Source organism: Streptomyces sp. NPDC050564, assembly GCF_044457265.1.
Taxonomy (GTDB): domain Bacteria; phylum Actinomycetota; class Actinomycetes; order Streptomycetales; family Streptomycetaceae; genus Streptomyces.
Genome location: NZ_JBITGS010000013.1, coordinates 43,964 through 66,636 on the forward strand (window position 1 = coordinate 43,964; position 22,673 = coordinate 66,636).

At 71.0% G+C, this 22,673-nt stretch carries 12 protein-coding genes and 1 pseudogene; 4 read left to right on the forward strand and 9 right to left on the reverse strand.

Annotation, left to right across the window (positions count from 1 at the left end):
• Positions 1-100: 100 nt before the first annotated feature.
• From ACIBK0_RS21510 to ACIBK0_RS21520, 3 genes are all read right to left on the reverse strand, one after another.
• Positions 101-394 carry a YciI family protein gene (locus tag ACIBK0_RS21510; RefSeq protein ID WP_399082059.1) on the reverse strand — a complete coding sequence of 98 codons (294 nt, stop codon included), beginning with the start codon at positions 392-394 and terminating at the stop codon, positions 101-103.
• Between the two features lie 344 nt (positions 395-738).
• Complete coding sequence (locus ACIBK0_RS21515; RefSeq protein ID WP_399082063.1) at positions 739-1,554, reverse strand: TIGR03943 family putative permease subunit; 816 nt, start codon at positions 1,552-1,554, stop codon at positions 739-741.
• Positions 1,551-2,600 (reverse strand): permease, encoded by a 1,050-nt coding sequence (locus ACIBK0_RS21520; protein WP_399082066.1) that lies wholly within the window; start codon positions 2,598-2,600, stop codon positions 1,551-1,553. Before ACIBK0_RS21520 ends, ACIBK0_RS21515 begins: the two co-directional genes overlap by 4 nt.
• A gap of 727 nt (positions 2,601-3,327) precedes the next feature.
• Here ACIBK0_RS21520 and ACIBK0_RS21525 point away from each other — a divergent pair.
• On the forward strand, positions 3,328-4,383 hold the full coding sequence (locus ACIBK0_RS21525; protein ID WP_399082069.1) for a glycoside hydrolase family 5 protein: 1,056 nt from the start codon (positions 3,328-3,330) through the stop codon (positions 4,381-4,383).
• A gap of 99 nt (positions 4,384-4,482) precedes the next feature.
• On the opposite strand, the gene ACIBK0_RS21530 is transcribed toward ACIBK0_RS21525, so the two are convergent.
• Together ACIBK0_RS21530 and ACIBK0_RS21535 are read right to left on the reverse strand one after the other, a co-directional pair.
• Positions 4,483-4,890: an antibiotic biosynthesis monooxygenase gene (locus tag ACIBK0_RS21530; protein ID WP_399082072.1), complete on the reverse strand. Its 408-nt coding sequence runs from the start codon at positions 4,888-4,890 to the stop codon at positions 4,483-4,485.
• 62 nt (positions 4,891-4,952) lie between these two features.
• Positions 4,953-5,724, reverse strand: a pseudogene (locus tag ACIBK0_RS21535) (YqjF family protein).
• 165 nt (positions 5,725-5,889) lie between these two features.
• On the opposite strand from ACIBK0_RS21535, the gene ACIBK0_RS21540 reads away from it, so the two are divergent.
• Entirely contained in the window at positions 5,890-14,301 is an 8,412-nt protein-coding gene (locus tag ACIBK0_RS21540) for an SDR family NAD(P)-dependent oxidoreductase (protein ID WP_399082075.1), read from the forward strand.
• 160 nt (positions 14,302-14,461) lie between these two features.
• Positions 14,462-15,658 carry a PP2C family protein-serine/threonine phosphatase gene (locus tag ACIBK0_RS21545; protein ID WP_399082078.1) on the forward strand — a complete coding sequence of 399 codons (1,197 nt, stop codon included), beginning with the start codon at positions 14,462-14,464 and terminating at the stop codon, positions 15,656-15,658.
• Positions 15,659-15,748: 90 nt separating this feature from the next.
• On the opposite strand, the gene glpK is transcribed toward ACIBK0_RS21545, so the two are convergent.
• From glpK to ACIBK0_RS21560, 3 genes are all read right to left on the reverse strand, one after another.
• Positions 15,749-17,266: a glycerol kinase GlpK gene (gene glpK, locus ACIBK0_RS21550; protein WP_399082081.1), complete on the reverse strand. Its 1,518-nt coding sequence runs from the start codon at positions 17,264-17,266 to the stop codon at positions 15,749-15,751.
• Positions 17,267-17,290: 24 nt separating this feature from the next.
• Positions 17,291-18,136, reverse strand: a complete 846-nt coding sequence (locus ACIBK0_RS21555; protein ID WP_399082084.1) for an MIP/aquaporin family protein — start codon at positions 18,134-18,136, stop codon at positions 17,291-17,293.
• Between the two features lie 240 nt (positions 18,137-18,376).
• Positions 18,377-18,808: a hypothetical protein gene (locus ACIBK0_RS21560; protein ID WP_399082086.1), complete on the reverse strand. Its 432-nt coding sequence runs from the start codon at positions 18,806-18,808 to the stop codon at positions 18,377-18,379.
• 312 nt (positions 18,809-19,120) lie between these two features.
• Here ACIBK0_RS21560 and ACIBK0_RS21565 point away from each other — a divergent pair, with 312 nt between their 5' ends.
• The gene (locus ACIBK0_RS21565; RefSeq protein ID WP_399082089.1) at positions 19,121-20,230 is read left to right on the forward strand and encodes a hypothetical protein; all 1,110 of its coding nucleotides are present in this window, start codon (positions 19,121-19,123) and stop codon (positions 20,228-20,230) included.
• A 161-nt stretch (positions 20,231-20,391) separates the two neighbouring features.
• Here ACIBK0_RS21565 and fusA read toward each other — a convergent pair whose 3' ends face one another.
• Complete coding sequence (fusA, locus tag ACIBK0_RS21570; protein ID WP_399082092.1) at positions 20,392-22,491, reverse strand: elongation factor G; 2,100 nt, start codon at positions 22,489-22,491, stop codon at positions 20,392-20,394.
• Positions 22,492-22,673: the final 182 nt, after the last annotated feature.

A 22,673-nucleotide genomic window follows, 5' to 3' on the forward strand; every position in this document is an offset into this window, starting at 1 on the left:
AGCAGTTCAGAGCCGTCGGCGCGGATACGTCTACCTCGGCACCGTGACCGCCACCGCACTCCTCATCTGGCTCCGCTCATAGCCGGAAAGAAAGCCTGGCTCACTCCTGCAGCTTGAGGTCTTCCAAACCGGTTGCTACCAGCAGCGGCGTGAACTCCACGACGGCGTGCGTAGCGACGCCGTTGAGGACGTACGGATCGGTGGCGAGGAGATGGTCAAGTTCCTCGGCGGGCATCCTGGGGGCGAGGTAGACACCGCCGACGAGCGGCACTTGGCGACCGGCCACGAGAAGCAGCCGTCGCGAAATAAGATCACTCAGCCAGTCGCCGTGCGCTGGTCTCCACCGGTCCACTTCATCCAGCGGTGCCGTGTAGGTCACTGTGACAAGGAACATGACCGGACCGTAGTAGAGCGCCAAGGACTTCCGCGACCCTATTCCATGATCCAGGAGGCAGGCCCCGGCTCGATCAACCGCGTCGGCCACCGTCGGCAACAGCGCCGCTCCCAGCACGACGCCCAACGGCCGGTCGCGAGGCGGTAGATTCCTTGCGGTGCGATCGCCGGGTCGGCCGCGAGCTTTGAGGCAGGTGCAGGACTCCCGGAGGTACACCGAGAGCACGAGCATGAGCAGGCACGGGTTTCTCCTCGCCGCTCAGCCTGCCGTTCGCGCTTCGCGGTCGAGGCCACACGAAGACCCGCCGCCTCTCGGGGCATGGGGCAAGGCGTCGTCGCCCAGGGTCAGGACGGTGTGAGCGGAAGGCTGTCCGTATAGGCGTTCACCGGTGGCGAGATCCGCTGGGTGGCGCTGACGTCGAGGGCCGGGACTGCCGACTTCGTGCCGAGCGTACCCTGCGGGTGCCAGGTTCCCGTGACGGAGACCCAGGTGTCGTGGGGCAGTGCGGGGGCGCCGTACACCCGGATCCTGATGGACTGCGAGTCCGCGGCGCAGCAGTTGAAGATGATCCGGGTCAGATACCAGCCGCCACCCTGCCGCGCCGGCGTGACGAAACCCGTCATCCACAGGCTGCGGCCCTTGATGCTGCGCCCCCGGTCCTGCTGCACCCGCTGGGTGAAGTCCGTGAGGGTGATGGGCAGCGGCGAGGTCGCCGGCAGCCGGTCGAACCGGCTCTGCTGTTTGACTGCCTTCTCGTTGGCCCGTGAAGCGGTGTACGCGCCGAGTGCGGGAGGCGCGTAGAGGAGCAGGCTGAGGGCGGGAAGGAACAGCAGCCAGGCGATCCGGGGCATGGTCGAGTGGTCGTGATGACCGCCAGGACCATCTCCTCCATGACCATGACCGCCGACACGGTCGTGATCACCGCTGTGGTCATGGTCGTGGTCGCCCTCACTGCCGTCGTACGCGGGCTCGTGCGCGTCCGCCCGTCCGTCGAGGGCGGCCGCCAGCAGGCCCAGCACGAGGAGCAGTGCGCCGGAGGTGATGAGCGCCGGGCGCAGGCCTGCCTTCACGTAACGCAGGTACAGGTCCGAGAAGAGGGAGACGTGCAGGAGGCCGAGCCCGCAGAGGACCAGGAGCAGTGCTTGTACGCGGTGTCTCACAGCAGGGCTCCTCCGATCAGCACGCTGCACACGACCGCCACGACGACGGTCGCGGTGGAGAAGCGGAGAGCGAACGCCCGGCCGAAGGTGCCCGCCTGAAGGGCGATCAGTTTCAGGTCGACCATGGGTCCGACCACCAGGAACGCCAGTCGCGCGGTCGGCGAGAACCCGGCGAGCGACGCGGCGACGAAGGCGTCGGCCTCGGAGCAGACCGCGAGGACGATCGCCAGTCCGGCCAGGAACAGCACGGAGAGCCAGGGTGAGCCGGAGAACGTGTCGAGGACGGAGCGCGGCACGGCGACGTTGAAGGTCGCCGCCGCGGCCGCACCGAGGACGAGATAGCCGCCGGCGTGCAGGAAGTCGTGCTGAAAGCCGCGGCGGAACTCGTTCCAGCGGCTGTGCCCCGGATGGTGACCGGTGTGGCGGGCCGCGGGCCGCAGCCACTCCTCGCGCCCCAGCCAAAGCCACAGCCAGCCCATCACGGCGGCGGTGACGAGCGAGGCGAGCAGTCGGGCGGCCACCATGGCGGGGCTGCCGGGGAAGGCGACGGCGGTGGCGGTCAGGACGACCGGGTTGATGGCGGGGGCGGAGAGCAGGAACGCGAAGGCCGCCGCCGGGGTGACGCCCCGTCGGATCAGGCTGTTCGCCACCGGCACCGACGCGCACTCGCAGCCCGGGAGGACGACACCGGCGGCGCTGGCGACCGGGACGGCGAGTGCGGGGCGACTGGGCAGGGCCCTGCTGAACACAGAGGCCGGCACGAAGGCGTTGATCGCGCCGGACAGGGCGGTGCCGAGCAGCAGAAACGGCAGCGCCTGGACCGTGATGGCGAGACACACCGTCCGCCAGGCCCCGAAGGCCGGGGCGCCCAACCACCCGGAGCGGGCGAGCTCGGCCGCCGCGTACGTGCAGCTCCAGCCGACCGCCACCCCCAGCCCGACGACAAGGAGACGGCGGCGGGGGACGCGGGCCCGCGATGCGCCGCTGGGGCCCCCGGGCAGCACGGCCGTGCGCGTCGCCCCGACCGCCTCATCCGTCTGATGCATCACCACTCCGCCCCGCAGACAATCCCGCCGGATACAACGCGGACCGTACTAGTAGGACTTGGGTCAAGTTGGTATCTATGACCGGTATGTCGCGACGGTGGCTGCGGCCGGGACGCCCGGCCGAGACGGCGAGAAAGGTCCCCAGTTCACGGACGACCCGGGGGCGCCGGCAACGGAACCAAACGCCCCCAGCGGGTACGGAGAACGGGCAACAGCGGGGCGCACACCGGGTGTTGAGCAGGGAACCCGCCGCTCGCGCCCGTTCGAGTCCATCACCTCACCTCCCCTCCCCTCGAACTCGGGTCCGAGAACCCGCGGCACGGCGCAACGACGTTACGCGCGGGAAACCTTGACGATCGCTGTGCCGGATGCCACGATTCCGGCGCCGTCATGTTTACGTAAACATTCCCCCAGCCGAGCCCGAGCCAAGCCCTGCCGATGCATGTTTACGCAAACATGCCTGTCGAGATGGGCGAAGCAGAGAGGACTTGACCTCAGAACAAGCTGCCTGGCCGGAAGCCTCCGTCACGTACACCGGAGGCGCGGGTGCCCGGACCGCGCCCTGTACTCCCCCGCGCCAGGCAAACCGGTACACCACCGGCCACCGCCGGGCCCACCAGCGGCGAGCCGGCACCACCCGTCCGGCCCGGCACACCTTCCGACGGCCGCTCAGACGCGCACAGGCTCCGCCCTGCGCCGAGTCGCCATCTCTTGAAAGGGCAAGTCGATGCGCAAAACCCCCGCCAGAACCCGCTTCACCCCACGACTGCGTGCCGCCTTCGTGGCGATCCTGATCGCGGGCACCAGCGGCACCACCATCGCCGGCAGCCCCGCCTACGCCGCGCCGAGCGGAGACACGACCCAGTTCAAGGGAGTCAACTGGGCCGATCCCCGCGACAACTTCGCCGACGACCCCGTCGTACTGTCCGGCCTGTCGACCTCCGACAGCTACGCCCAGACCTACGCCAAGGCGAGTCGAGTGATCTCGGCATTCCGCGCGAACCTGGGCGCCAACACCGTACGACTGCCCATCAACCCGTATACGGTCAACGGCACCTACTGGAAGTCCTATCGCGGGGTGATCGACGCAGCGTCGGCCCGCGGCTTCAAGGTCATCCTCTCGTACTGGGAGGGCACGGGCTCCCGCAAGGACGGCTTCATCGACGACCCTGCCACCTACTGGCCCATGTGGAAGACCGTGGTCGACGCGTACAAGGACGACCCGCGGGTCTACTTCGAGCCGATGAACGAGCCCCACGGCTACACCGACGCCGAGTGGGCCGACATCGCCGCGCAGTGGCTGGCCACCTACCCCTCGGTGCCCCGCAACCGGGTGTTCGTCAGCGGCGCCGGCTACAACGATCACGTCACCTCCGTCTGCGCCGACCCGCGCCTGAAGGGCACCTACCTGTCGCTGCACCACTACGGTTTCTGGAAGGACTACGCCACCTACGACCAGTGGGTGGCCGACCTGAAGGAGCGCATCGGTGACTGCGCGAACCGGACCGTCGCCGACGAGTTCGGCGCCCCGATGACCACCGGCCTCGACTACAACAAGCCGGCTCCCTCCAACAACTACATCAACTACGTTCAGGCCGTCACCGACACCTTCCGCCGGCTCAAGATGGGGTCCGTCTACTGGCCCGGGCTGCGTACCGACGACACCTACTCGCTGCAGAGCCTGACAGGCGATCCCAACCGGCCGTGGCTTGCCACCACCAACCAGTCCGGCGCCGACCGGCTCGCCTGGGGCTGGGGACGCGGCAAGCCGGTCCGACCCTGACCAGGTCTTCGGCGTAACCGCCGACCTGCCACCGTCGTGGCTCCGCCCCGGCCATCGGGGCGGAGCAGGGGCCGTCGCCTCCGGTCAACTTGTGTCGTATCAGGCAGTGCCTACCTCGTTGTGGTGCGAGGGGATCTTGGCAGCGACTATCTCGGTGTACTCGAACGTCGGCTGCACGGCCAGGTGCTGTGCAGCTCCCTCGGCAAGGCTCGCCACGCCGGCTTCCAGATGAGCCTGCCGACCGGCTTCATGCGGGAACGCCTCCACGACCGCGAACGTCGACGGGCCGAGTCGGAGCGCGAGCCAGACGGTGGTGTCCGCTTCCTGCTCGACTTCGGCGAGAGCCGCCGCGAGTTGAGCCTCAACCGCTGCTTCGTGTCCGGGCTTGGCCTCGATCCGAACGAAGAGCCCTACCTTGACCATGATGTCTGCTCCTGCCTGCACCGAGTGCATCGGATGGGAGTTCTTGACACGGCAGCAGTCCCTGCTACCGGCGGGAACAGCCATCGTCGCGGGTTTTCGGCGACACGGCGGATTGCGGCGCGGTGCGCGGCTCTCGCAACCGGCGCTCAGGGGGTCGGGATGCCACCCGGCCGGGCCGGCCGCCCCAGGCGGACCGGGACACCGGGCGAGTACAGGACGCTGACCGGTTCGCCCGGCGGTGTGGGCACGCCGGCGGCCGCGAGCAGGTTCTCCTCGCAGGCGAGCAGCTCCGCGCGGTGCAACGGCCAGCGCGGATGCTCGTTCGGCAGGTATCCGGTGTCGCCGAAGAACGTGTTGTGCATGCCCCAGCGGGCGGTCAGGAAGTGCTCCAAGTCGGTGGGCTCCGCCACCGGTTCGCCCGGCCGCAGGACGATCCGGCTGTATGCGCCGCGCGGGCCGGGCCGGCGCCGGGAGCTGGTGTAGGTGATGACGTCGTCGTCGGCGTGGACGGCCATGCGGGACCACTTGTACGGAAGCCGGAAGCCGGAAGCCGGCCCGGCCCATCAGTACGGGCACGAGCCTGGCGGCGTCCATCGACCGGAAGACCACGCCGCGCCGGCCATGCGCGTCCACCGAGTACAGGCGCACGTTGGTCTCCGGGAACGTGCCCAGATACGGCACCCCGGGCGACCCGAGCCAGCCGACCCGGTGCATCCGGAAAGCCACCAGGCCGACGTAGGTGATCCCGTCGAGCACGTCGGGGACGGTTCCCTCAGGCAACAGCCCGGCAACATCGGTCGGGTCGACAGCCCAGTGCACGAAGGCGAGATCGAGCCACTGCTGCGTGAGCAGCGGCCGCTTCAAGGCCCTGGGCGCGTCCGGGGTGACAGGCTCGGGTATCCGCGCGGTGGTCGACACCCCTCCAGCATCCCAGACAGCCGCCCGCCGACCGCAGCCCGGAGGTGAGTCTCACGGGGTCGGCGCCGGTCCGGGACGATCACGAGGACCGGGGCGCGGGCGCGCTGAGCGCCCGTTCGACTGACGTACGGTTGCCGGGAGCGAGCCAGGGCCGAAGGGGCGGGGATGGCGGATTTTCAGGGCGAGTTGGTGCGTGCGCTGCCCGGCACCTTGAGGGAGCACGCGGCTCGGCTCGGAGACAAGACGGCCTACCGGGACGCCCATCGCTCCGTCACCTACGGGGAGTTGGAGGAACGTACCCGACGGTTGGCGGGGCACCTGGCCCGGCTCGGGATCCGACGTGGGGATCGCGTCGCGATCCATCTGGGCAATCGGGTGGAGCTGGTGGAGGGCTGTCTCGGCGTGCTGCGGGCCGGAGCGATCGGCGTGCTCCTCAACCCCGCCGCGTCCGACGAGGAGTTGGCGTACTTTCTCGACGACAGCGGCGCGGTCCTGGTCGTCACCGAGGAGCCGTCGCTGCCGCGGGTGGCCCGACTGGCGGCGGGACGGCCCGGTGTACAGCCGGTGGTCGTCGGCCAGGGCTCTCTGCCGGCCGATGCCCCCGCGGACGCACTCGTCTTCGAGGACCTGGCCGGGACGGATCCGGGCCGAACGCCCCGCGACGACCTCGGCCTCGACGAACCCGCCTGGATCCTCTACACCTCGGGCACCACCGGGGAGAGCAAGGGCGTGGTCTCCACGCAGCGCTCCGCCCTGTGGTCGGTGGCGGCGGCCTACGTACCGGCGTACGGGCTGCGGGAGCGGGACCGGCTGCTCTGGCCCCTGCCGATGTTCCACTGCTACGCCCACTCGCTGTGCCTGCTGGGAGTGGTCTCGGTCGGTGCCAGTGCCCAACTGCTCGACCGGGGCGCGAACGTCGCTCACGCTCTCGCCGGGCAGCCGTTCACCCTGCTCGCCGGAGTGCCCGCCACCTACCGACTGCTCCTCGACTCGCTGCGGGAGACCGGCGATCCGGTCTCCGACTCCCTGCGGGTGTGCGTCACCGCGGGCGCGCCCTGCCCTCCTGAGCTGCGGGCGGAGGTCGAGGATGTGCTGGCCGCTCCCCTCCTCGACGGCTACGGATCCACCGAGACCTGCGGGAAGATCGCGGTCAGCCGGATCGACGGGCCCCGGGACGACGCCTCCAGCGGCCCACCGCTGCCGGGGCTCGCTGTGCGGCTGGCCGATCCGTCCACCCGTGTCGAGGTCGGAGACGGGGAGGAGGGGGAGATCTGGGTTCGCGGCCCAGGCCTGATGACCGGCTATCACAACCGTCCCGACGCCACCGCCCAGGCCTTCACGGACGGCTGGTACCGAACCGGGGACCTCGGCCGGCGGACGGCGCACGGCCATATCCAAGTCACCGGCCGCGTCAAAGAATTGATCATCCGCGGTGGTGAGAACGTCAACCCGACCGAGGTGGAGCGGGTACTGCTCGCCTGCCCCGGTGTCAGCGACGCCGCCGTCGTCGGCCGCCCGCACGACGTCCTCGGCGAGGTGCCGGTCGCCTTCGTCGTCCCCGGACCGCACGGGATCGACACGGCGCGGGTGCTCGCCGACTGCCGGGAGCGGCTGTCCGCGTTCAAGGTTCCGGACGAGATCTACGAGACCGTGTCCGTCCCCCGTACTCCCTCGGGCAAGATCGTCCGGCCCGCGCTCGCCGAGGAGTTGGCCGAGCGGCTCGCCGGGCAGCGGGCGAGCGCCACGGCCGCCCTGCGCGAACGGCTGGCGGCGGTGTCCGACGCGGTGCTGGACCTGGTGCTCGAAGAGACCGCGCGGACGGCCGGGGTGCCTGCGCACGCGGTCGATCCCGACCGGCCCTTCACCGAGCTCGGGCTCACCTCGCTCGGCGGTGTGCTGCTGCGCGACCGGCTGGGCGCGACGACCGGTCTCGACCTGCCCGCGACACTCGTCTTCGACCACCCCACGCCCACCGCCGCGGCGGCATGGGTGCGCGAGGCGCTGCGGGACGACAGCCGGCCACAGCCCGCAGGTACGTCCGGCGGCGGACCACGCACGGAGCCCGGGGAGCCGATCGCCATCGTCGCCATGGCCTGCCGCTACCCCGGCGGCGTCGAGTCCCCGGAGGATCTGTGGCGGCTGCTGGCGGACGGCACCGACGCCACCTCCGAGTTCCCCGCCGATCGCGGCTGGGACGTGGCCGAGTTGTACGACCCCGATCCGGACCGGCCGGGAACGTCCGTCACCCGCAGGGGCGGTTTCCTGCACCGGGCAGCCGACTTCGACGCGGCCTTCTTCGGCATGTCGCCCCGCGAGGCGCTGGCCACCGATCCACAGCAGCGGCTTCTCCTGGAGACCGGCTGGGAGCTGGTGGAGCGGGCGGGCCTCGACCCGTCGGGGCTGCGCGGCAGCGACACGGGTGTCTTCGTGGGCGTGATGCACGCCGACTACGCGGGCCGTCTGCTGCACCGGGCCGGACACGAGCTGGAGGCCCATCTCGCGCTGGGTTCGGCGGGCAGCGTGGCCTCCGGCCGGATCGCTTACACCCTGGGCCTGCGCGGGCCCGCCGTGACGGTGGACACCGCGTGCTCGTCGTCGCTGGTGGCCCTGCACACCGCCGCACGGTCGCTGCGCGACGGCGAGTGCGCGCTGGCCGTCGCGGGCGGGGTGACCGTCATGGCCACGCCCGCGCCGTTCATCGCGTTCAGCAGGCTGCGCGGGCTGGCTCCGGACGGCCGGTGCAAACCCTTCTCCGCAGCGGCCGACGGCACCGCCTGGGGCGAAGGCGTGGGCCTGGTCCTGCTGGAGCGGCTGTCCGACGCACGGCGCAACGGACATCCGGTGCTCGCGGTGCTGCGCGGCTCCGCCGTCAACTCCGACGGTGCGTCCAACGGGCTGACCGCGCCCAACGGGCCGGCGCAGCAGCGGGTGATCCAGGCGGCGCTCGCCGATGCGGGGCTGTCACCTGCCGATGTCGACGCCGTGGAGGCGCACGGCACGGGCACCGCGCTCGGCGACCCGATCGAGGCGCAGGCGCTGCTGACCGCGTACGGGCCGGGTCGGCCGGCCGAACGCCCGCTCTGGCTGGGCTCGTTGAAGTCCAACCTCGGACACACCCAGGCCGCGGCCGGTGTCGCCGGCGTGATCAAGACCGTACTGGCGATGCGGCACGGTCGGCTCCCCCGCACGCTGCACGCCGACGAGCCGTCGCCCCGGGTGGACTGGTCGTCGAACGCCGTGCGGTTGTTGACCCAGGAGGAGGAGTGGCGGCCCGTGCCTGGGCAGCATCGCCGGGCAGGCGTGTCGGCGTTCGGGATCGGCGGGACCAACGCGCACGTGATCCTGGAAGAGGCCGAGGAACGCGCGGGCGTACCGCCTCGTGGCCGCACGGGGGCACCGCCGCTGCTGCTCTCCGGCGCGAGCAGCGCCGCCCTGCGGGCCCAGGCCGCGCGGACCGCGGCCGCACTGCGCGAGCGGCCCGAACTCGACCTGCTGGACGTGGCGTTCACGCACGCCACCACCCGAGCCGCACTCCCCCACCGGGCCGCCGTCGCATCCGACGACCGCCAGGGGCTGCTGAGTGCCCTGGACATCCTGGCGGTGTCGGCCGCGCCGCACGCGGTGGGGTCGACCGGTCGGACGGCCCTGCTGTTCACCGGTCAGGGCGCCCAACGGCCCGGGATGGGGCAAGAGTTGTGCGAGGCCTTCCCGGTCTTCTCGGCCGCCGTCGACGCCTTGTGCGAGCGCTTCGACCCGCATCTGGAGCGTCCGTTGCGCTCGGTTCTCTGGGGAGCAGACGAGGGCGCGCTGCTGGATCGTACGGACTTCGCCCAGGCGGCCCTGTTCGTGTTCGAGGTGGCCCTCTTCCGGTTACTGGAGTCCTGGGGCGTGCGGCCGGACTTCCTGGCCGGGCACTCCGTCGGAGAGCTGGCGGCGGCCCACACCGCGGGCGTCCTGTCCGAGCCTGACGCCGTCGAACTGGTGGCGGCCCGCGGCCGGTTGATGCGCCGACTGCCGGAGGGCGGCGCCATGGTGGCGCTGGACGCCACCGAGGCGGAGGTGAGCGGCGAGCTGACCGAGGGGGTCACGATCGCGGCCGTGAACGGCCCGCGCGCGGTCGTCGTCTCCGGTGAGGAGGGGCCCGTCCTCGCGCTCGCTGAGCGGTTCGCCGTACGGGGACGCCGCATCGCGCGGCTGCGCGTCAGCCACGCCTTCCACTCACCACTGATGGAACCGATGCTCGCCGAATTCGGCCGTGTCGCGGCCGGGTTGGCATACGACGAACCCCGCATCCCGGTGCTGTCGGGGCTGACCGGACGTCCGGCCACCGGGGACGAGCTGCGGTCGGCCGAGTACTGGGTACGGCACGCCCGCGAGGCCGTACGCTTCGGGGACGCCGTGCAGTGGCTTGCGCGCGAGGGGCGGGTGACGGCGTTCGCGGAGATCGGCCCGGACGCGCAGCTCACGGCCCAGGCCATGACAGGTCTGGCCACGGCCGATGAGGAACCGCTGTTCACCGCCGCCGCCCGCCGGAGCGCCACGGAGCCCGAACCGCGCACGCTGTTCAGCGCACTGGCTCAACTCCACGTCCATGGTGTGCCGGTGGACTGGCATCGGGTGTACGCGGACAGCGGCGCCCGGCGGGTCGACCTGCCGACGTACCCCTTCCAGCGGCAGCGCTACTGGCTGACCACGGGCACCGCGGAACCCGCGACCACGTCCGGCCATCCGCTGCTGACAGAGACGGTCAGCGTACCGGGCACGGAGCGCCTGCTGTGCAGTGGCCGACTGTCCGGCGCCGCCCAACCCTGGCTGTGCGACCACGTGGTGGGGGGACACGCCCTCGTGCCCGGCGCCGCGTTCGCCGACCTGGTGCTGCAGGCGGGCGACGCGTGCGGTCTCGACGTACTGGAGGATCTCGCCCTCCTGACCCCGCTGCCTCTGCCCGCCACCGAAGGGGAGCGCTTCCAACTCCAGGTGGCCGTCGGAGAACCGGACGGTGGCGGGCGCCGCACGGTGGACGTGTACTCCCGGCCCGAGCAGTCCGGCGCGCTGGGCGGCTGGACACACCACGCGACGGGGCGGCTCGGACCGGCCCTCGCGGGCGACCGGGGCCGTGCGGCCTCGCTCGCCGTGTGGCCGCCGCCGGACGCCACACCCGTGGATCTCACCGGCGCCTACGACCGGCTGGCAGCGACCGGTCACGCGTACGGGCCGGCGTTCCGAGGCGTCACCGCCCTGTGGCGGCGGGGCAACGAAGTGTTCGCCGAAGTCGGCCCGGTGCCCGGCACGGATGCCCGGCGGCACGCCCTCCATCCGGCGCTGCTCGACGCCGCCCTGCACGCCGGACTGCTCGCCGAGCCGCCCACCGGCCCGGCACGGTTGCCGTTCGCCTGGCAAGGCATGACGCTGTACGCCACGGGGGCAGCAGCGCTGCGCGCACGGATCACGACGACCGGCCCGGACACTGCTGCCGTGGACCTCGCCACGCCCACGGGCGCGCCGGTGGCCCGGCTGGAGTCGCTGACCACACGTCCGGTCCCGGATGTGGCTGCCGGGCCGGCCGGGGAGCTGTACCGACTGCGCTGGAGGGGTGTCCCCGCCGCCGACCAGGCGCCCGCCCTGGCAGTGACGGAACCCGACGACCTGGGCGTGGCCGAGGTGCTCGCGGCCGCGGACTCCTGTGCGGCGGCCGGGATGTCCTTGGCTGCCCGCGTCCCCGAGACGGTCGTGGCGTCCTGGTCCGCAGGCGTCCCCGAGACGGCCGTGGCGTCCTTGTCCGCCCTCTCAGCCGAGGACGCCGACCCTATCGACGCCACGCACGCCCTGGCGGTACGAGCCCTGGAGCTGTTGCGGACGCGACTCGCCGGTCCCGGTCGGCTGGTCGTCGTGACGCACGGTGCCACCTCCGCGACGCCCGACCTGCCCGCCGCGACAATCTGGGGGCTGCTGCGCTCCGCACAGGCGGAGTACCCCGGGCGCCTCACGCTCGTGGACGTGGACGGCCGACCCGATTCCCTACGGCTACTGCCTGCGGCCGTCGCCACAGATGAACCCCAACTCTCCATCCATGAGGGCCTGTTGAGTGTGCCCCGGCTGGCGCCCACGTCCGGGCCGGTGGCCGTCGGTTCCCTCGGCCGAGGAACCGTCCTGATCACCGGCGGCACCGGATCCCTGGGCGCACTGCTGGCCCGGCATCTGGTCACCCGTCACGGGGTCCGGCGCCTCGTGCTCATCGGTCGGCGTGGACCTCAGGCGCCGAGCGCGCAAGCGATGCGGGCCGAGCTGGAGCAAGCGGGCGCGCAGGTGGAGCTGGTGGCCTGCGACACCGCCGAGCGGAGCCAACTGGCCGCCGTCATCAAAGAATTCGGGCCCGACCTCAGCGCCGTGGTGCACACGGCCGGCGTCCTGGACGACGGCGTACTGGAGGCGATGACGCCCGATCGGCTGGTGACGGTGCTGCGACCGAAGGCTGACGCGGCATGGCATCTGCACGAGCTGACGAAGGAACTGCCCCTGTCGCACTTCGTGCTGTTCTCGTCGGCCGCCGGTCTGCTCGGCAACCCCGGCCAGGCCAATTACGCGGCGGCGAACTCCTTCCTGGACGCGCTCGCCCACCACCGCACCGCACTCGGGCTGCCCGCGCTGTCGCTGGCCTGGGGGCCGTGGGCGGACGAGGACGGGATGGCGGCCCGCACCGGCCGAGTCCACGGTGGCGCGGTGCGGGCGGTCTCCCCCGAGCAGGCTCTGGCGCTCTTCGACACCGCGCTGGGCAGCGGCGAGCCGGTCCTTGCCCCGCTGCCGCTGGACCGCTCGCCGGGGGCACTGGCCGCCGGGGCACCGGTGCCGCCACCATTGCGTGGGCTGCTGCGTCCCACCCGGCCGACGGCCTCGCCCGGGGCGTCGGCCGAGGGCGACGAGCCGGACGGCACCGCCGGGGTCTGGCGGGACCGGCTGGCGTCCCTGCCGGTGCCCGAGCGGGCGCCCGCCCTGCTGGAGCTGATCCGCTCCGAGGTCGCCGCGATCCTCGGCCACACCGACGCGAGCGCCGTCGACCGCGGCTTCCCCGAACTGGGCCTCGACTCACTGATGAGCGTGCTGCTGCGCAACCGGCTGAGCCTGTTGGCGGGCATACCGCTGGCGGCCACCGTCGCGTACGACTGGCCGAGCGCGGAGGCGCTCGCGGATCACGTGTACGGGGAGTTGAGCGAGGAGTTGTCCGAAGGGGTGGCTTCCGCGCCCAGGGAGAGTGATCGGGATCGGGTGCGCGCGCATCCAGTGCGGACCGGCGCGCCCGCTCAAGCGCAGTCCGTCGGCACCACTCCGTCGGAGACTGCCCGCACTACTCCGGCGGAGACCGTCCCCACCACTCCGTCAGAGACTGTCCGCACCACTCCGGCGGAGACCTTCCTGCCCGCTCAGGCCGAGACCGTCCTGCCCGCTCAAGCGCCGACCGTCCCGTCCACGTCGGCCTTGACCGCCAGTCCGGCGTCCTCGGCGCATGTGGCGTCCACTCAGGCCCGGAGTACTGCGGCCGCGTCCGCGCAAACCACCGGTCCGGCGGCCTCCACGACCGCCCCCTCCACACCAGCACCAACCGACCCGACCACCCCCACCCGGACCGCCAGTCCTGCGCCCTCGGCCAACGTCCTGGCTGCTCCCCTGCACTTCGCCCAGCCCGCTCCGGTGCGGTCTCCGTCGCCGGGCTCATCAAGTCCGCGCGGCCCCCGCGCAGGCCAGTCCCTGCCGGCCCTGTACCGCCGGGTCTGCGAGACGGGCGACGTCGTCTCGGCGATGCACTTGCTGGTGACGGCATCGCTCGGCGCGCCCTCCTTCGGCCCCGAAGACAGCGACCGGCACGCGGTGTCACCGTTGCGGCTGGCCACCGGCGCACGCGGCCCGGCGCTCGTCTGTGTGCCGGGCTTCGCCACGCACCTCGGCCGGCCCTGGCACGTGGGGCTCGCCCCCTGCTTCCACGGCGAGCGGGACGTCTTCGAGCTGCGGCACCCCGGGGTCGACCACGGGGACGCCGTGCCGCGGGATCTGGAGACGCTGACCGGGCTGCATGCCACGACAGTGCGGCGCCACCTCGGCGACCGTCCGTACGTCGTCGTGGGCCACTCCATGGGCGGTTCGGCCGCGCACGCAGTGACCACTCGTTTGGCGGCCGAGGGCGCTCCCCCGGCCGGGCTCGTCCTCGTGGACGCCTACCGCATCACCCCGGCCCGGGAGGCCGAACCGTCGCTGCTGGCCCTGCCCGCCCGGATCCCGCTGGCGGTGGGCGAGCGGTTCGACACCGCGGTGGACGACCTGACGCTGCTGTCGCTGGGCACGTACACCCGGATGTTCCGCGGCTGGCAGCCGGAACCGACCGAGGTTCCCACCCTGCTGGTGCGCGCCACGCAACCGCTGCCGCACATGCCGGAGCACTGGCCGTCGTGGTCGTCCTGGCCTGGACTCCATGACACGGTGGACGTGCCCGGCAGTCATCTGAGCGTGCTCGACGAACACGCCCAGACGACGGGCGAGGCAATCCGCGCATGGATCGAAGCGCTCGGCCGCCCGAAGGCCGACTGACGGCGGCCGACACACAGCAGACACGGCAGACCACGGCCACTGTGGGCAGGTCGCAAGGCGAGGGCCACGCGATGCAGCCGACCGTTCCCCTCCACCCCCACCAACCCGGTCACGCCATCGGGTGATGCGGAAAAGCGGGCGTCCGACTCCCCGGGGCAAAATGGGAGATGTGGGCGTCCGGCGTGTGTCAGTGGACCGCCTCGTGGAGCAGTCGTCGGGCCGCGGGCTGGTGGCGATTCCGCTCGCGCTGATCGTTGTGATCACCGTGGTGGACATCCGCTCCCCGACCGATGTCCACCTGGGGCCGTTGCTGGTCATCGCACCCGCGCTCACGGCCTCCTTCGCCGGGCCGCGGCTGACCGCTGCGGTGGGGGCTCTGGCGGTGGCTGCCCAGGTGTTCATCGCGATGCTCCACGGCGGGCTGATGACAACCAACCACATCGCGCAGATCATCGCTCTGTGTGTGCTCTCCTCACTGGTGGTTTTCGTCTGCCATGTGCAGGAGCGACGTGCTCGGGAGCTGAGCCGCGCGAGATCCGTCGCCGAGACGGCGCAGCGGGTCCTGCTGCGGCCGCCACCGCGCCGGATCGGACCTTTGCGCGTGGCCTGGCTGTATCTCGCCGCCGAGGACGAGACCCAGATCGGAGGCGACCTGTTCGCGATCGCCCGCGCCGCAGACGCCTCCACCCGGGTGATCATCGGAGACGTCCGCGGCAAGGGCCTGGCCTCCATCGGTGAGGCATCGGTGGTGCTGGGCGCCTTCCGAGAGGGTGCCCATAGGTACGCCACGTTGCGCGAGCTCACGGCGGCCCTGGAGGTCAGCGTGTGCCGCGATCTGGAGGACGTGGCCGACACCAAGGAGGACCCCGGCGAACACTTCATCACCGCGCTCGTCATCGACATCCCCGACGACGGCTCACAAGCCGAGTTGGTCAACTGCGGCCATCCACCGCCCCTGCTGCTGCACAATCACCAGGTCACCGCCCTGCAGGCCCGACACCCCATGCCCCCGCTGGGCATGTGCGCACTGCCCGCCGCCAGCCACCGCCCGGACTCGTTCACCTTCGAAACCGGCGACATCCTCCTGCTCTACACCGATGGTGTCATCGAAGCCCGCTCACCGGCAGGTGCCTTCTACCCTCTCGCCGAGCGGGTCGCCTCCTTCCCCACCTCCAGCCCCGACACGCTGCTGCACCACATCCACGACGACCTGCTCGCCCACGTCGGCGACCGACCCGCCGACGACGCCGCCCTCCTGATCATCGAGCGCACGGCCTCCCACCACCTCCATTTCACCCGCACCGTCGACGGCCACCACCGGCTCCACAGGAGACCCTCGCAGCCCACAGAACACTGATCCCCTACTCACCTCCCCACCCACAGAACGCGCACAGGGGAAGGTCCTCCGGTTACCGGAGGACCTTCCCCTGTGCGACCTTCGACCGGTCTATTCGACGGTGGCCCAGTTGAGCGTGCGCTCCACCGCCTTCTTCCAGCCGGCGTAGCCCTCCGCGCGCTGGTCCTCCGACCACTCGGGCTCCCAGCGCTTGGACTCCTGCCAGTGGGTGCGCAGTTCGTCGGTGTCCTGCCAGAAGCCGGTGGCCAGGCCCGCCGCGTAGGCGGCGCCGAGCGCGGTGGTCTCGGCCACGACCGGACGGCTGACCGGAACGCCGAGGACGTCGGCCTGAATCTGCATGCACAGGTCGTTCGCGGTCACGCCACCGTCGACCTTGAGCACGTCGAGGTGGACGCCGGAGTCCTGTTCCATGGCCTCGACGACGTCACGACTCTGATAGCAGATGGCTTCCAGGGTCGCCCGGGCCAGGTGGCCGTTGTCGTTGTACCGGGCGAGGCCGACGATCGCGCCGCGGGCGTCGGAGCGCCAGTACGGCGCGAACAGGCCGGAGAACGCGGGGACGAAGTACACGCCGCCGTTGTCCTCGACGGTGCGGGCCAGGGTCTCGCTGTCGGCCGCGTTCTTGATGATCTTCATCTGGTCGCGCAGCCACTGCACCGCGGAGCCGGTGACCGCGATGGAACCCTCCAGGGCGTAGATCGCCGGACTGTCACCGAACTGGTAGGCCACGGTGGTGAGCAGGCCGTTCTGCGAACGGACCAGCTCCGTGCCGGTGTTGAGCACCAGGAAGTTGCCGGTGCCGTAGGTGTTCTTGGCTTCGCCGGGCGCGTAGCAGACCTGTCCGACCGTGGCCGCCTGCTGGTCGCCGAGCACCCCGGCGATGGGGATGGCGGCCTGCAGTGGCCGGGTGGTGCGCGTCACCCCGTACGCCTCCGGGTGGGACGAGGGGTTGATGGTGGGCAGCATCCGCCGTGGGATGTTGAAGAAGCCCAGCAACTCGTCGTCCCAGTCGAGGGTTTCCAGGTCCATCAGCATGGTGCGGCTGGCGTTGGTCACATCGGTGGCGTGGATGCCGCCGTGCGGGCCGCCGGTCAGGTTCCACAGGACCCAGCAGTCCGTGTTGCCGAAGAGGGCGTGTCCCTGCTCCGCCGCCTCGCGGACGCCGTCGACGTTCTCCAGAATCCACTGGATCTTGCCGCCGGAGAAGTACGTCGCCGGCGGCAGCCCCGCCTTGCGGCGGATGACGTCGCCCTGGCCCGAGCGTTCCAGGGCCGCGGCGATGGAGTCGGTGCGCGTGTCCTGCCAGACGATGGCGTTGTAGTAGGGACGACCGTTGCGCGGATCCCAGACAACGGTGGTCTCACGCTGATTGGTGATGCCGATCGCCGCCAGGTCTTCCGGCGACAGGTTCCCGTGCCGCAGAGCGTTCTGCATCACGGAGTTGGTGCGCTCCCAGATCTCTACCGGGTCGTGCTCGACCCACCCGGAGCGCGGAAGGATCTGGGCATGCTCCAGCTGGTGCTTCGCCACCTCGTTGCCGGCGTGATCGAAGATCATGAAACGAGTGCTGGTGGTCCCCTGGTCCACCGCGCCCACGAAGTCCGCCATGGCGTGTCGCCTCTCTGGTGGGGGTCAGTCCTCGGGGGTGGGGACACGTCCGGGGGGCTCAGGCTCGGCCGTGGGCAGGAACCGACCGATGAAGATCTTGTACACGCCGGCGCCGAGCACACCGCCGATCAGCGGACCGACGATCGGCACCCAGTAATAGAGGTTCCCGTACTGATCTCGCCATGCTCCGCCGTACCCCGTGATGAAACTGGCCAGCCGGGGACCGAAGTCACGTGCCGGGTTGATCGCGTAGCCCGCAAGGGTGCCCCATGCCATGCCGATCCCCACAACGACCAGGCCGATGATGAACGGGGCCATGTTGGCGCCGGGAGGCGTGTTGAGCAGGTCCGTGATCGCCAGGATCAGGAGCAGCAGAATCGCCGTGCCGATGACCTGGTCGCGAAACGCGCCCCACTCGTGGACCGGCAGGTTCGTATTGCCGTTGGCGGGGAGCGTCGAGAACACGAACTGCGTCTTGAGGGTGTGTCCGGGGTCTGCCTTCGCCAGCGCCTCGGTGTAGTTCCAGCGCACGATGAGAGCCGCCACGAAGGCGCCGGCCGTCTGGGCCAGCACGTACGGCACGACCTTTTTCCAGGGGAACCCCTTGAACGTGGCCAGGGCGACGGTCACCGCGGGATTGAGATGCGCACCGCTCAGCCGGGCTGCGACGTAGACGCCCATGGTGACACCGATGCCCCACGCCCAGGCGATGCTGTCGTGGTTACCGAGGCCACCGGGTGGCGTTGTGAGCGCTCCACCTGCGACTACTTGGGCCACCACGCCCACGCCGAAGAGGATGAGAATCATGGTGCCGAGGAATTCGGCCGACACCTCGCCGATCAGCCCCAGCCTTTTGAGTCGCTCAGCCATGGAAGCCCGCTTTCCCGCCGGCTCAGGACCGGCCGTTGAGTGCCCGAGTCCTCCGGACATCAGCATAGGACGATCTAGAAACAACCGCACAAGAAACGAAATATCACTCTTTAGTGCGGTTGTATTCGACTAGAGCGGTTGCAGTCGACGAGCCGCAGGCGGAGGTCCCCCCGCCCGTGCGTACCTCGCATGCCGCCACAGCGTCGTTCCCGACTGGCCGGCCCGGCAGCGCCGCGGGCGTCAGACATCGGTGGGCAGGCCACTCACTTCCGCGATGCCGCGCAGCTCCTCATCCTGGCGGTGCCGTTCACCGATGAAATCGGCGATCTCCTGGCACCGGGCGGGATCGGCCGCGGTACCGGAATCCGTGACGACCCTGACGGGCCCGGTCTCCTCGGTCTCGATTTCGACGATCTGGTTGTCCATGCGCCCCGTGACGGCGACCGCGACGACGAGCGACGCCTCGTCGCGTACCTCCTGCGAGACGCTGTCCGCCTCCGCGCCTTCCAGACTCAGCTCGATCGGCCCCGCGCGCTGCTCCTGGATCGCTTGGAGTACGGGGTCGACCATGCGGCGCAGCAACGCGAAGTCCGCAGGGGCCATACGGAGGCGGAGCCGGTCGAGGTACAGGTCCACGGGCCGGCCTTCCGGCGAAAGCTCTGATTCGCTCATGGGATTCGACTTCCCCGATGTGGGCGACGTGATCGCATCTCTATCCAGAATGATGGGATTCCTTGCCCGCCGCCGCTCAGGGATCCCGGTAGGACTACGGGGGCGGACGCCGAAGGATCAAGGAGACGGACCCCGGCCCGGTAATCCATGGGAACCAATCCGCCAGGGCCCGCCAAGGACTAGGGGACAAACTCTCCCATAATCACCTGAGAGCGGAGATCCGTGATCTCTGCTGACCTCGACTCCAGACCCTCGAGCCGCACTGACCATACTGGGACACGCACGCCGCCGCCCTCAGATGCAAAGTGATCCATGTCGAAGTCCCGCACAGTCCGCACGACGGCCCCCGAAACCCTCTGGCTGACCGGCGGCCGCCACGCCGGGCCGGCCCCGCAAGAGGCCCTGCGGGAGCACCTGCGCAAGCTCAAGGCCGACGAGACGATCCACGACTTCCTGGAGACGGAGAACTCCACGGAAGCCGACGGCCACGTCTTCGAGGCCCGGTGGCTCGTCGACGATGCCGTCACGGTGCGGGCCCGGCTCGCCACCGACGGGCGCGACCACGTGGACGCAGAGCGGCGCTGGACTCTGGCGGCCGAGGCGGAGCGACCCTGGGACCCCGCATGGCCCTCCCCCGTGACCATGTTCTGGCCCGAGGAGAGCGAGATCCCCTGGGCCCACGACATCGTCGGCGGCCTCCGTCTGCAGGACATCAACCCGCTGCCACAGGACGACAAGGCCCTGCGGCGGCTGCTCAAGGACGCCGCGCGAAACAGCTGGAGCATCAACGTCGTCGTCCACGAGGCGATGACTCCCGACCAACGCGGTCGCCTGCCGCTGGCGCGCCTGCTACCGCCCGGGCTGCGGCACCGCGTCGTGGAACACCGGGCCGCGCCTGAGCAACTCCAGGCCGTCAACTGGGCGCTGTACGACCTGGGCGTCCGCGTACCCCGGGGCGGCGCCGTGATTCTGCCCGGCACTCCTGCCCGCCCGGGGTACGAGGAGCAGGACTTCACCGTGCGCAGCGTGTTCCTCGACGGCTCGGAGCCGAGGGAACTCCTGGACAAGGTCGAACGATACGCCGCGCTGCCCTGGCCTCTGCCGGAAGCAGCGGAAGCAGCGGAAGCAGCGTTCACCGCTCTCCGGCAGAACTGGCATCTGCTGACCCTCGAGGAAGAACTCGCCCACGCACGCGCGCTCGTGAGTGCCTACGCCGAAGCACTCGACGCCATGACCGAGTCGCGCGACCGGTACCGCGAGGCGGCCGACCTCGCCCACGCCGCGTTGGCCGAGATCAAGGAATTCCAGGGCACGGATTCCCCCGCACGCGAGGAGTCCCCTCAGCACGACGGGCACTCGCTGCACCCACTGACGAAGACGTTTCAGCGGGTCGCGGACAGCCTGAGACCACGGTCGAAGTGATCCCGAGGCTCAGCCGATTGGGCACATGGCACTCGGCCGGGGCAGGAACTGGTCGGCGCGGTCGCCACCCACGCAGGCCGGCCTCGGAACCGTGATGCTGCCGGGCCGGCCCCGCCCGGGTTCGGGCGGGGCCGGCCTTTGGCATCAGGTCGTCCTCGGGGCTACCCGGACGCCGTCCCGTGAGATGCCCTGGACGGTGCCGGAGCGTAGCCGGTGGGGCGGGTCGTGAAGACTCCCCGGCCCTGGGTCCGGCTGCGCAACCGCGTCGCGTAGCCGAACAGTTCGGCCAGCGGCACGGTGGCCGTGATCACCGTCGTGCCCGCTCGCGCGAGCGAGCCGGAGACCCGGCCGCGCCGTGCCGCCAGGTCGCCGAGCACTGCGCCCACGGCGTCGTCGGGCACCGTGACGGTGACTTCGACGACCGGTTCCAGGAGCCCCATCGCACCGGCGCGCAGTGCCGCTCGGAGCCCCAGTCGGCCAGCCGTGCGGAACGCCATCTCCGAAGAGTCCTTCGGATGGGTCGCCCCATCGGTCAGCGTGACGCGCAGCCCGGTCACCGGGTGACCGCCGAGCGGTCCCTCGGCGAGCGCGTCCCGGCAACCGGCCTCCACCGCGCGGACGTACTCCTGCGGTACCCGGCCACCGACAACGCTCGAGCGGAACTCGAAGCCCATCGCGCTCCCCTCGACGCCGCTCGGGTCGGCCTCCAGCGGCTCCACATCGAGAACGACATGGGCGAACTGACCGGCGCCCCCGTCCTGCTTGACGTGCCGGTACACCAGCCCCGACACCCCTCGCGTCACCGTCTCCCGGTAGGCCACCCTCGGCCGACCGACGGCGACCTCCAGCCCCTGGGCACGACGGATCTTCTCGACCGCCACTTCCAAGTGCAGCTCGCCCATGCCCGACAGCACGGTCTGACCGGTCTCGGGATCCGTCCGGACCGTCAGCGAAGGATCCTCCTCTCGCAGACGTGCCAATGCCGACACCAGGCGGTCGGTATCGATGCTGCGGCGGGCCTCGACGGCCACGGAGACGACCGGATCGGCGACGACCGGCGGTTCGAGCAGCAAGGGAGCCTCGGGTGCGCACAGGGTCGCCCCGGCACGAGCGGACTTCGGGCCCACCAGCGCGACGATGTCACCGGCCACCGCCCGGTCCAGCTCCGCGTACCGGTCGGCCTGGACCCGCAGAATCCGGCTGATGCGCTCCGTGCGCCGCGCGCCCACGTCCCACACCGCCTCTCCCTTGTCGATCGTTCCCGAGTACACCCGTACATACGTCAGCCGCCCGGTGGCGGTCGCGTTCACCTTGAACACCAGACCGGCGAACGGTGCCTCTGCGTCGGCGAGCCGTTCCTGCGCCGCGCCGCTCCCGGTGCCGCGCACGGCGGGTACGTCGAGCGGCGAGGGCAGGTAGGCCACGACAGCCTCCAGCAGCGGCTCGATCCCGCGGTTGCGGTAGGCCGAGCCGCACAGCACCACCACGCCCTCACCGGTACGGGTCAGGTCGCGCAGCGCGGAGGTCAGCGTCGCCGCGGAGACCGCGGAGCGGGCGCAGAACTCCTCCAGCGCGACCGGGTGGAGTTCCGCCACCGCCTCCTCCAGCAGCCCGCGCCGCCGGTGCGCTTCTTCCCGCAAGGCTTCCGGCACCGGGCCCTCCTCGACCGTGTCGCTGCCGTCCACCCAGACCAACGACCGCATACGCAGCAGATCCACCACCCCGGTGAAGCCGTCCTCGGTGCCGATCGGCAACTGGACGACCAGCGGGGCCGGGTGCAGCCGCTCCCGGATCGACTCGACCGCGGTGTCGAGGTCGGCACCGGCGCGGTCCAGCTTGTTGACGAAGGCGATCCTCGGCACCCCGTGCCGGTCGGCCCGCCGCCACACCGACTCGCTCTGCGGCTCTACGCCGGCCACCGCGTCGAACACCGCGATCGCACCGTCGAGGACCCGCAGCGAGCGCTCCACCTCGTCGGAGAAGTCGACATGGCCCGGCGTGTCGATCAGGTTGATCCGGTGGCCGTCCCAGGCGCAGCTCACAGCCGCGGCGAAAATGGTGATCCCACGATCGCGCTCCTGGGAGTCGAAGTCGGTGACGGTGGTGCCGTCGTGGACCTCACCACGCTTGTGCGTGGTCCCGCTGAGGTACAGGATCCGCTCGGTGACGGTGGTCTTGCCGGCGTCGACGTGGGCGAGGATGCCCAGGTTGCGGACGGCGGTCAGCGAACTGGTGAGGTGACGGTGCAGGTCGGTACGCACGGCCCATGGCCTTTCGGGTGATACGGAACGGGCAGCGCAATTCCCGGACGAAAGACCTGTGTTCAGGCAGCGGGGCGGCCTCTTGAGCAGCGCACGGCATCGCGACGCGCGCATACGGCCGAGTCGATGCCGAGCAGGCAGAGGTCAGGATTTCGTCACGGGCATCCGGTTCCGGCCGCGCA

Coding starts and splice junctions, on each gene's coding strand:
- ACIBK0_RS21510 (WP_399082059.1), bottom strand. CDS start 394: ATGTTCCTTGTCACAGTGACCTACACGGCACCGCTGGATGAAGTGGAC.
- ACIBK0_RS21520 (WP_399082066.1), bottom strand. CDS start 2,600: ATGCATCAGACGGATGAGGCGGTCGGGGCGACGCGCACGGCCGTGCTG.
- ACIBK0_RS21525 (WP_399082069.1), top strand. CDS start 3,328: ATGCGCAAAACCCCCGCCAGAACCCGCTTCACCCCACGACTGCGTGCC.
- ACIBK0_RS21530 (WP_399082072.1), bottom strand. CDS start 4,890: ATGGCTGTTCCCGCCGGTAGCAGGGACTGCTGCCGTGTCAAGAACTCC.
- ACIBK0_RS21540 (WP_399082075.1), top strand. CDS start 5,890: ATGGCGGATTTTCAGGGCGAGTTGGTGCGTGCGCTGCCCGGCACCTTG.
- ACIBK0_RS21545 (WP_399082078.1), top strand. CDS start 14,462: ATGGGAGATGTGGGCGTCCGGCGTGTGTCAGTGGACCGCCTCGTGGAG.
- glpK (WP_399082081.1), bottom strand. CDS start 17,266: ATGGCGGACTTCGTGGGCGCGGTGGACCAGGGGACCACCAGCACTCGT.
- ACIBK0_RS21555 (WP_399082084.1), bottom strand. CDS start 18,136: ATGGCTGAGCGACTCAAAAGGCTGGGGCTGATCGGCGAGGTGTCGGCC.
- ACIBK0_RS21560 (WP_399082086.1), bottom strand. CDS start 18,808: ATGAGCGAATCAGAGCTTTCGCCGGAAGGCCGGCCCGTGGACCTGTAC.
- ACIBK0_RS21565 (WP_399082089.1), top strand. CDS start 19,121: ATGTCGAAGTCCCGCACAGTCCGCACGACGGCCCCCGAAACCCTCTGG.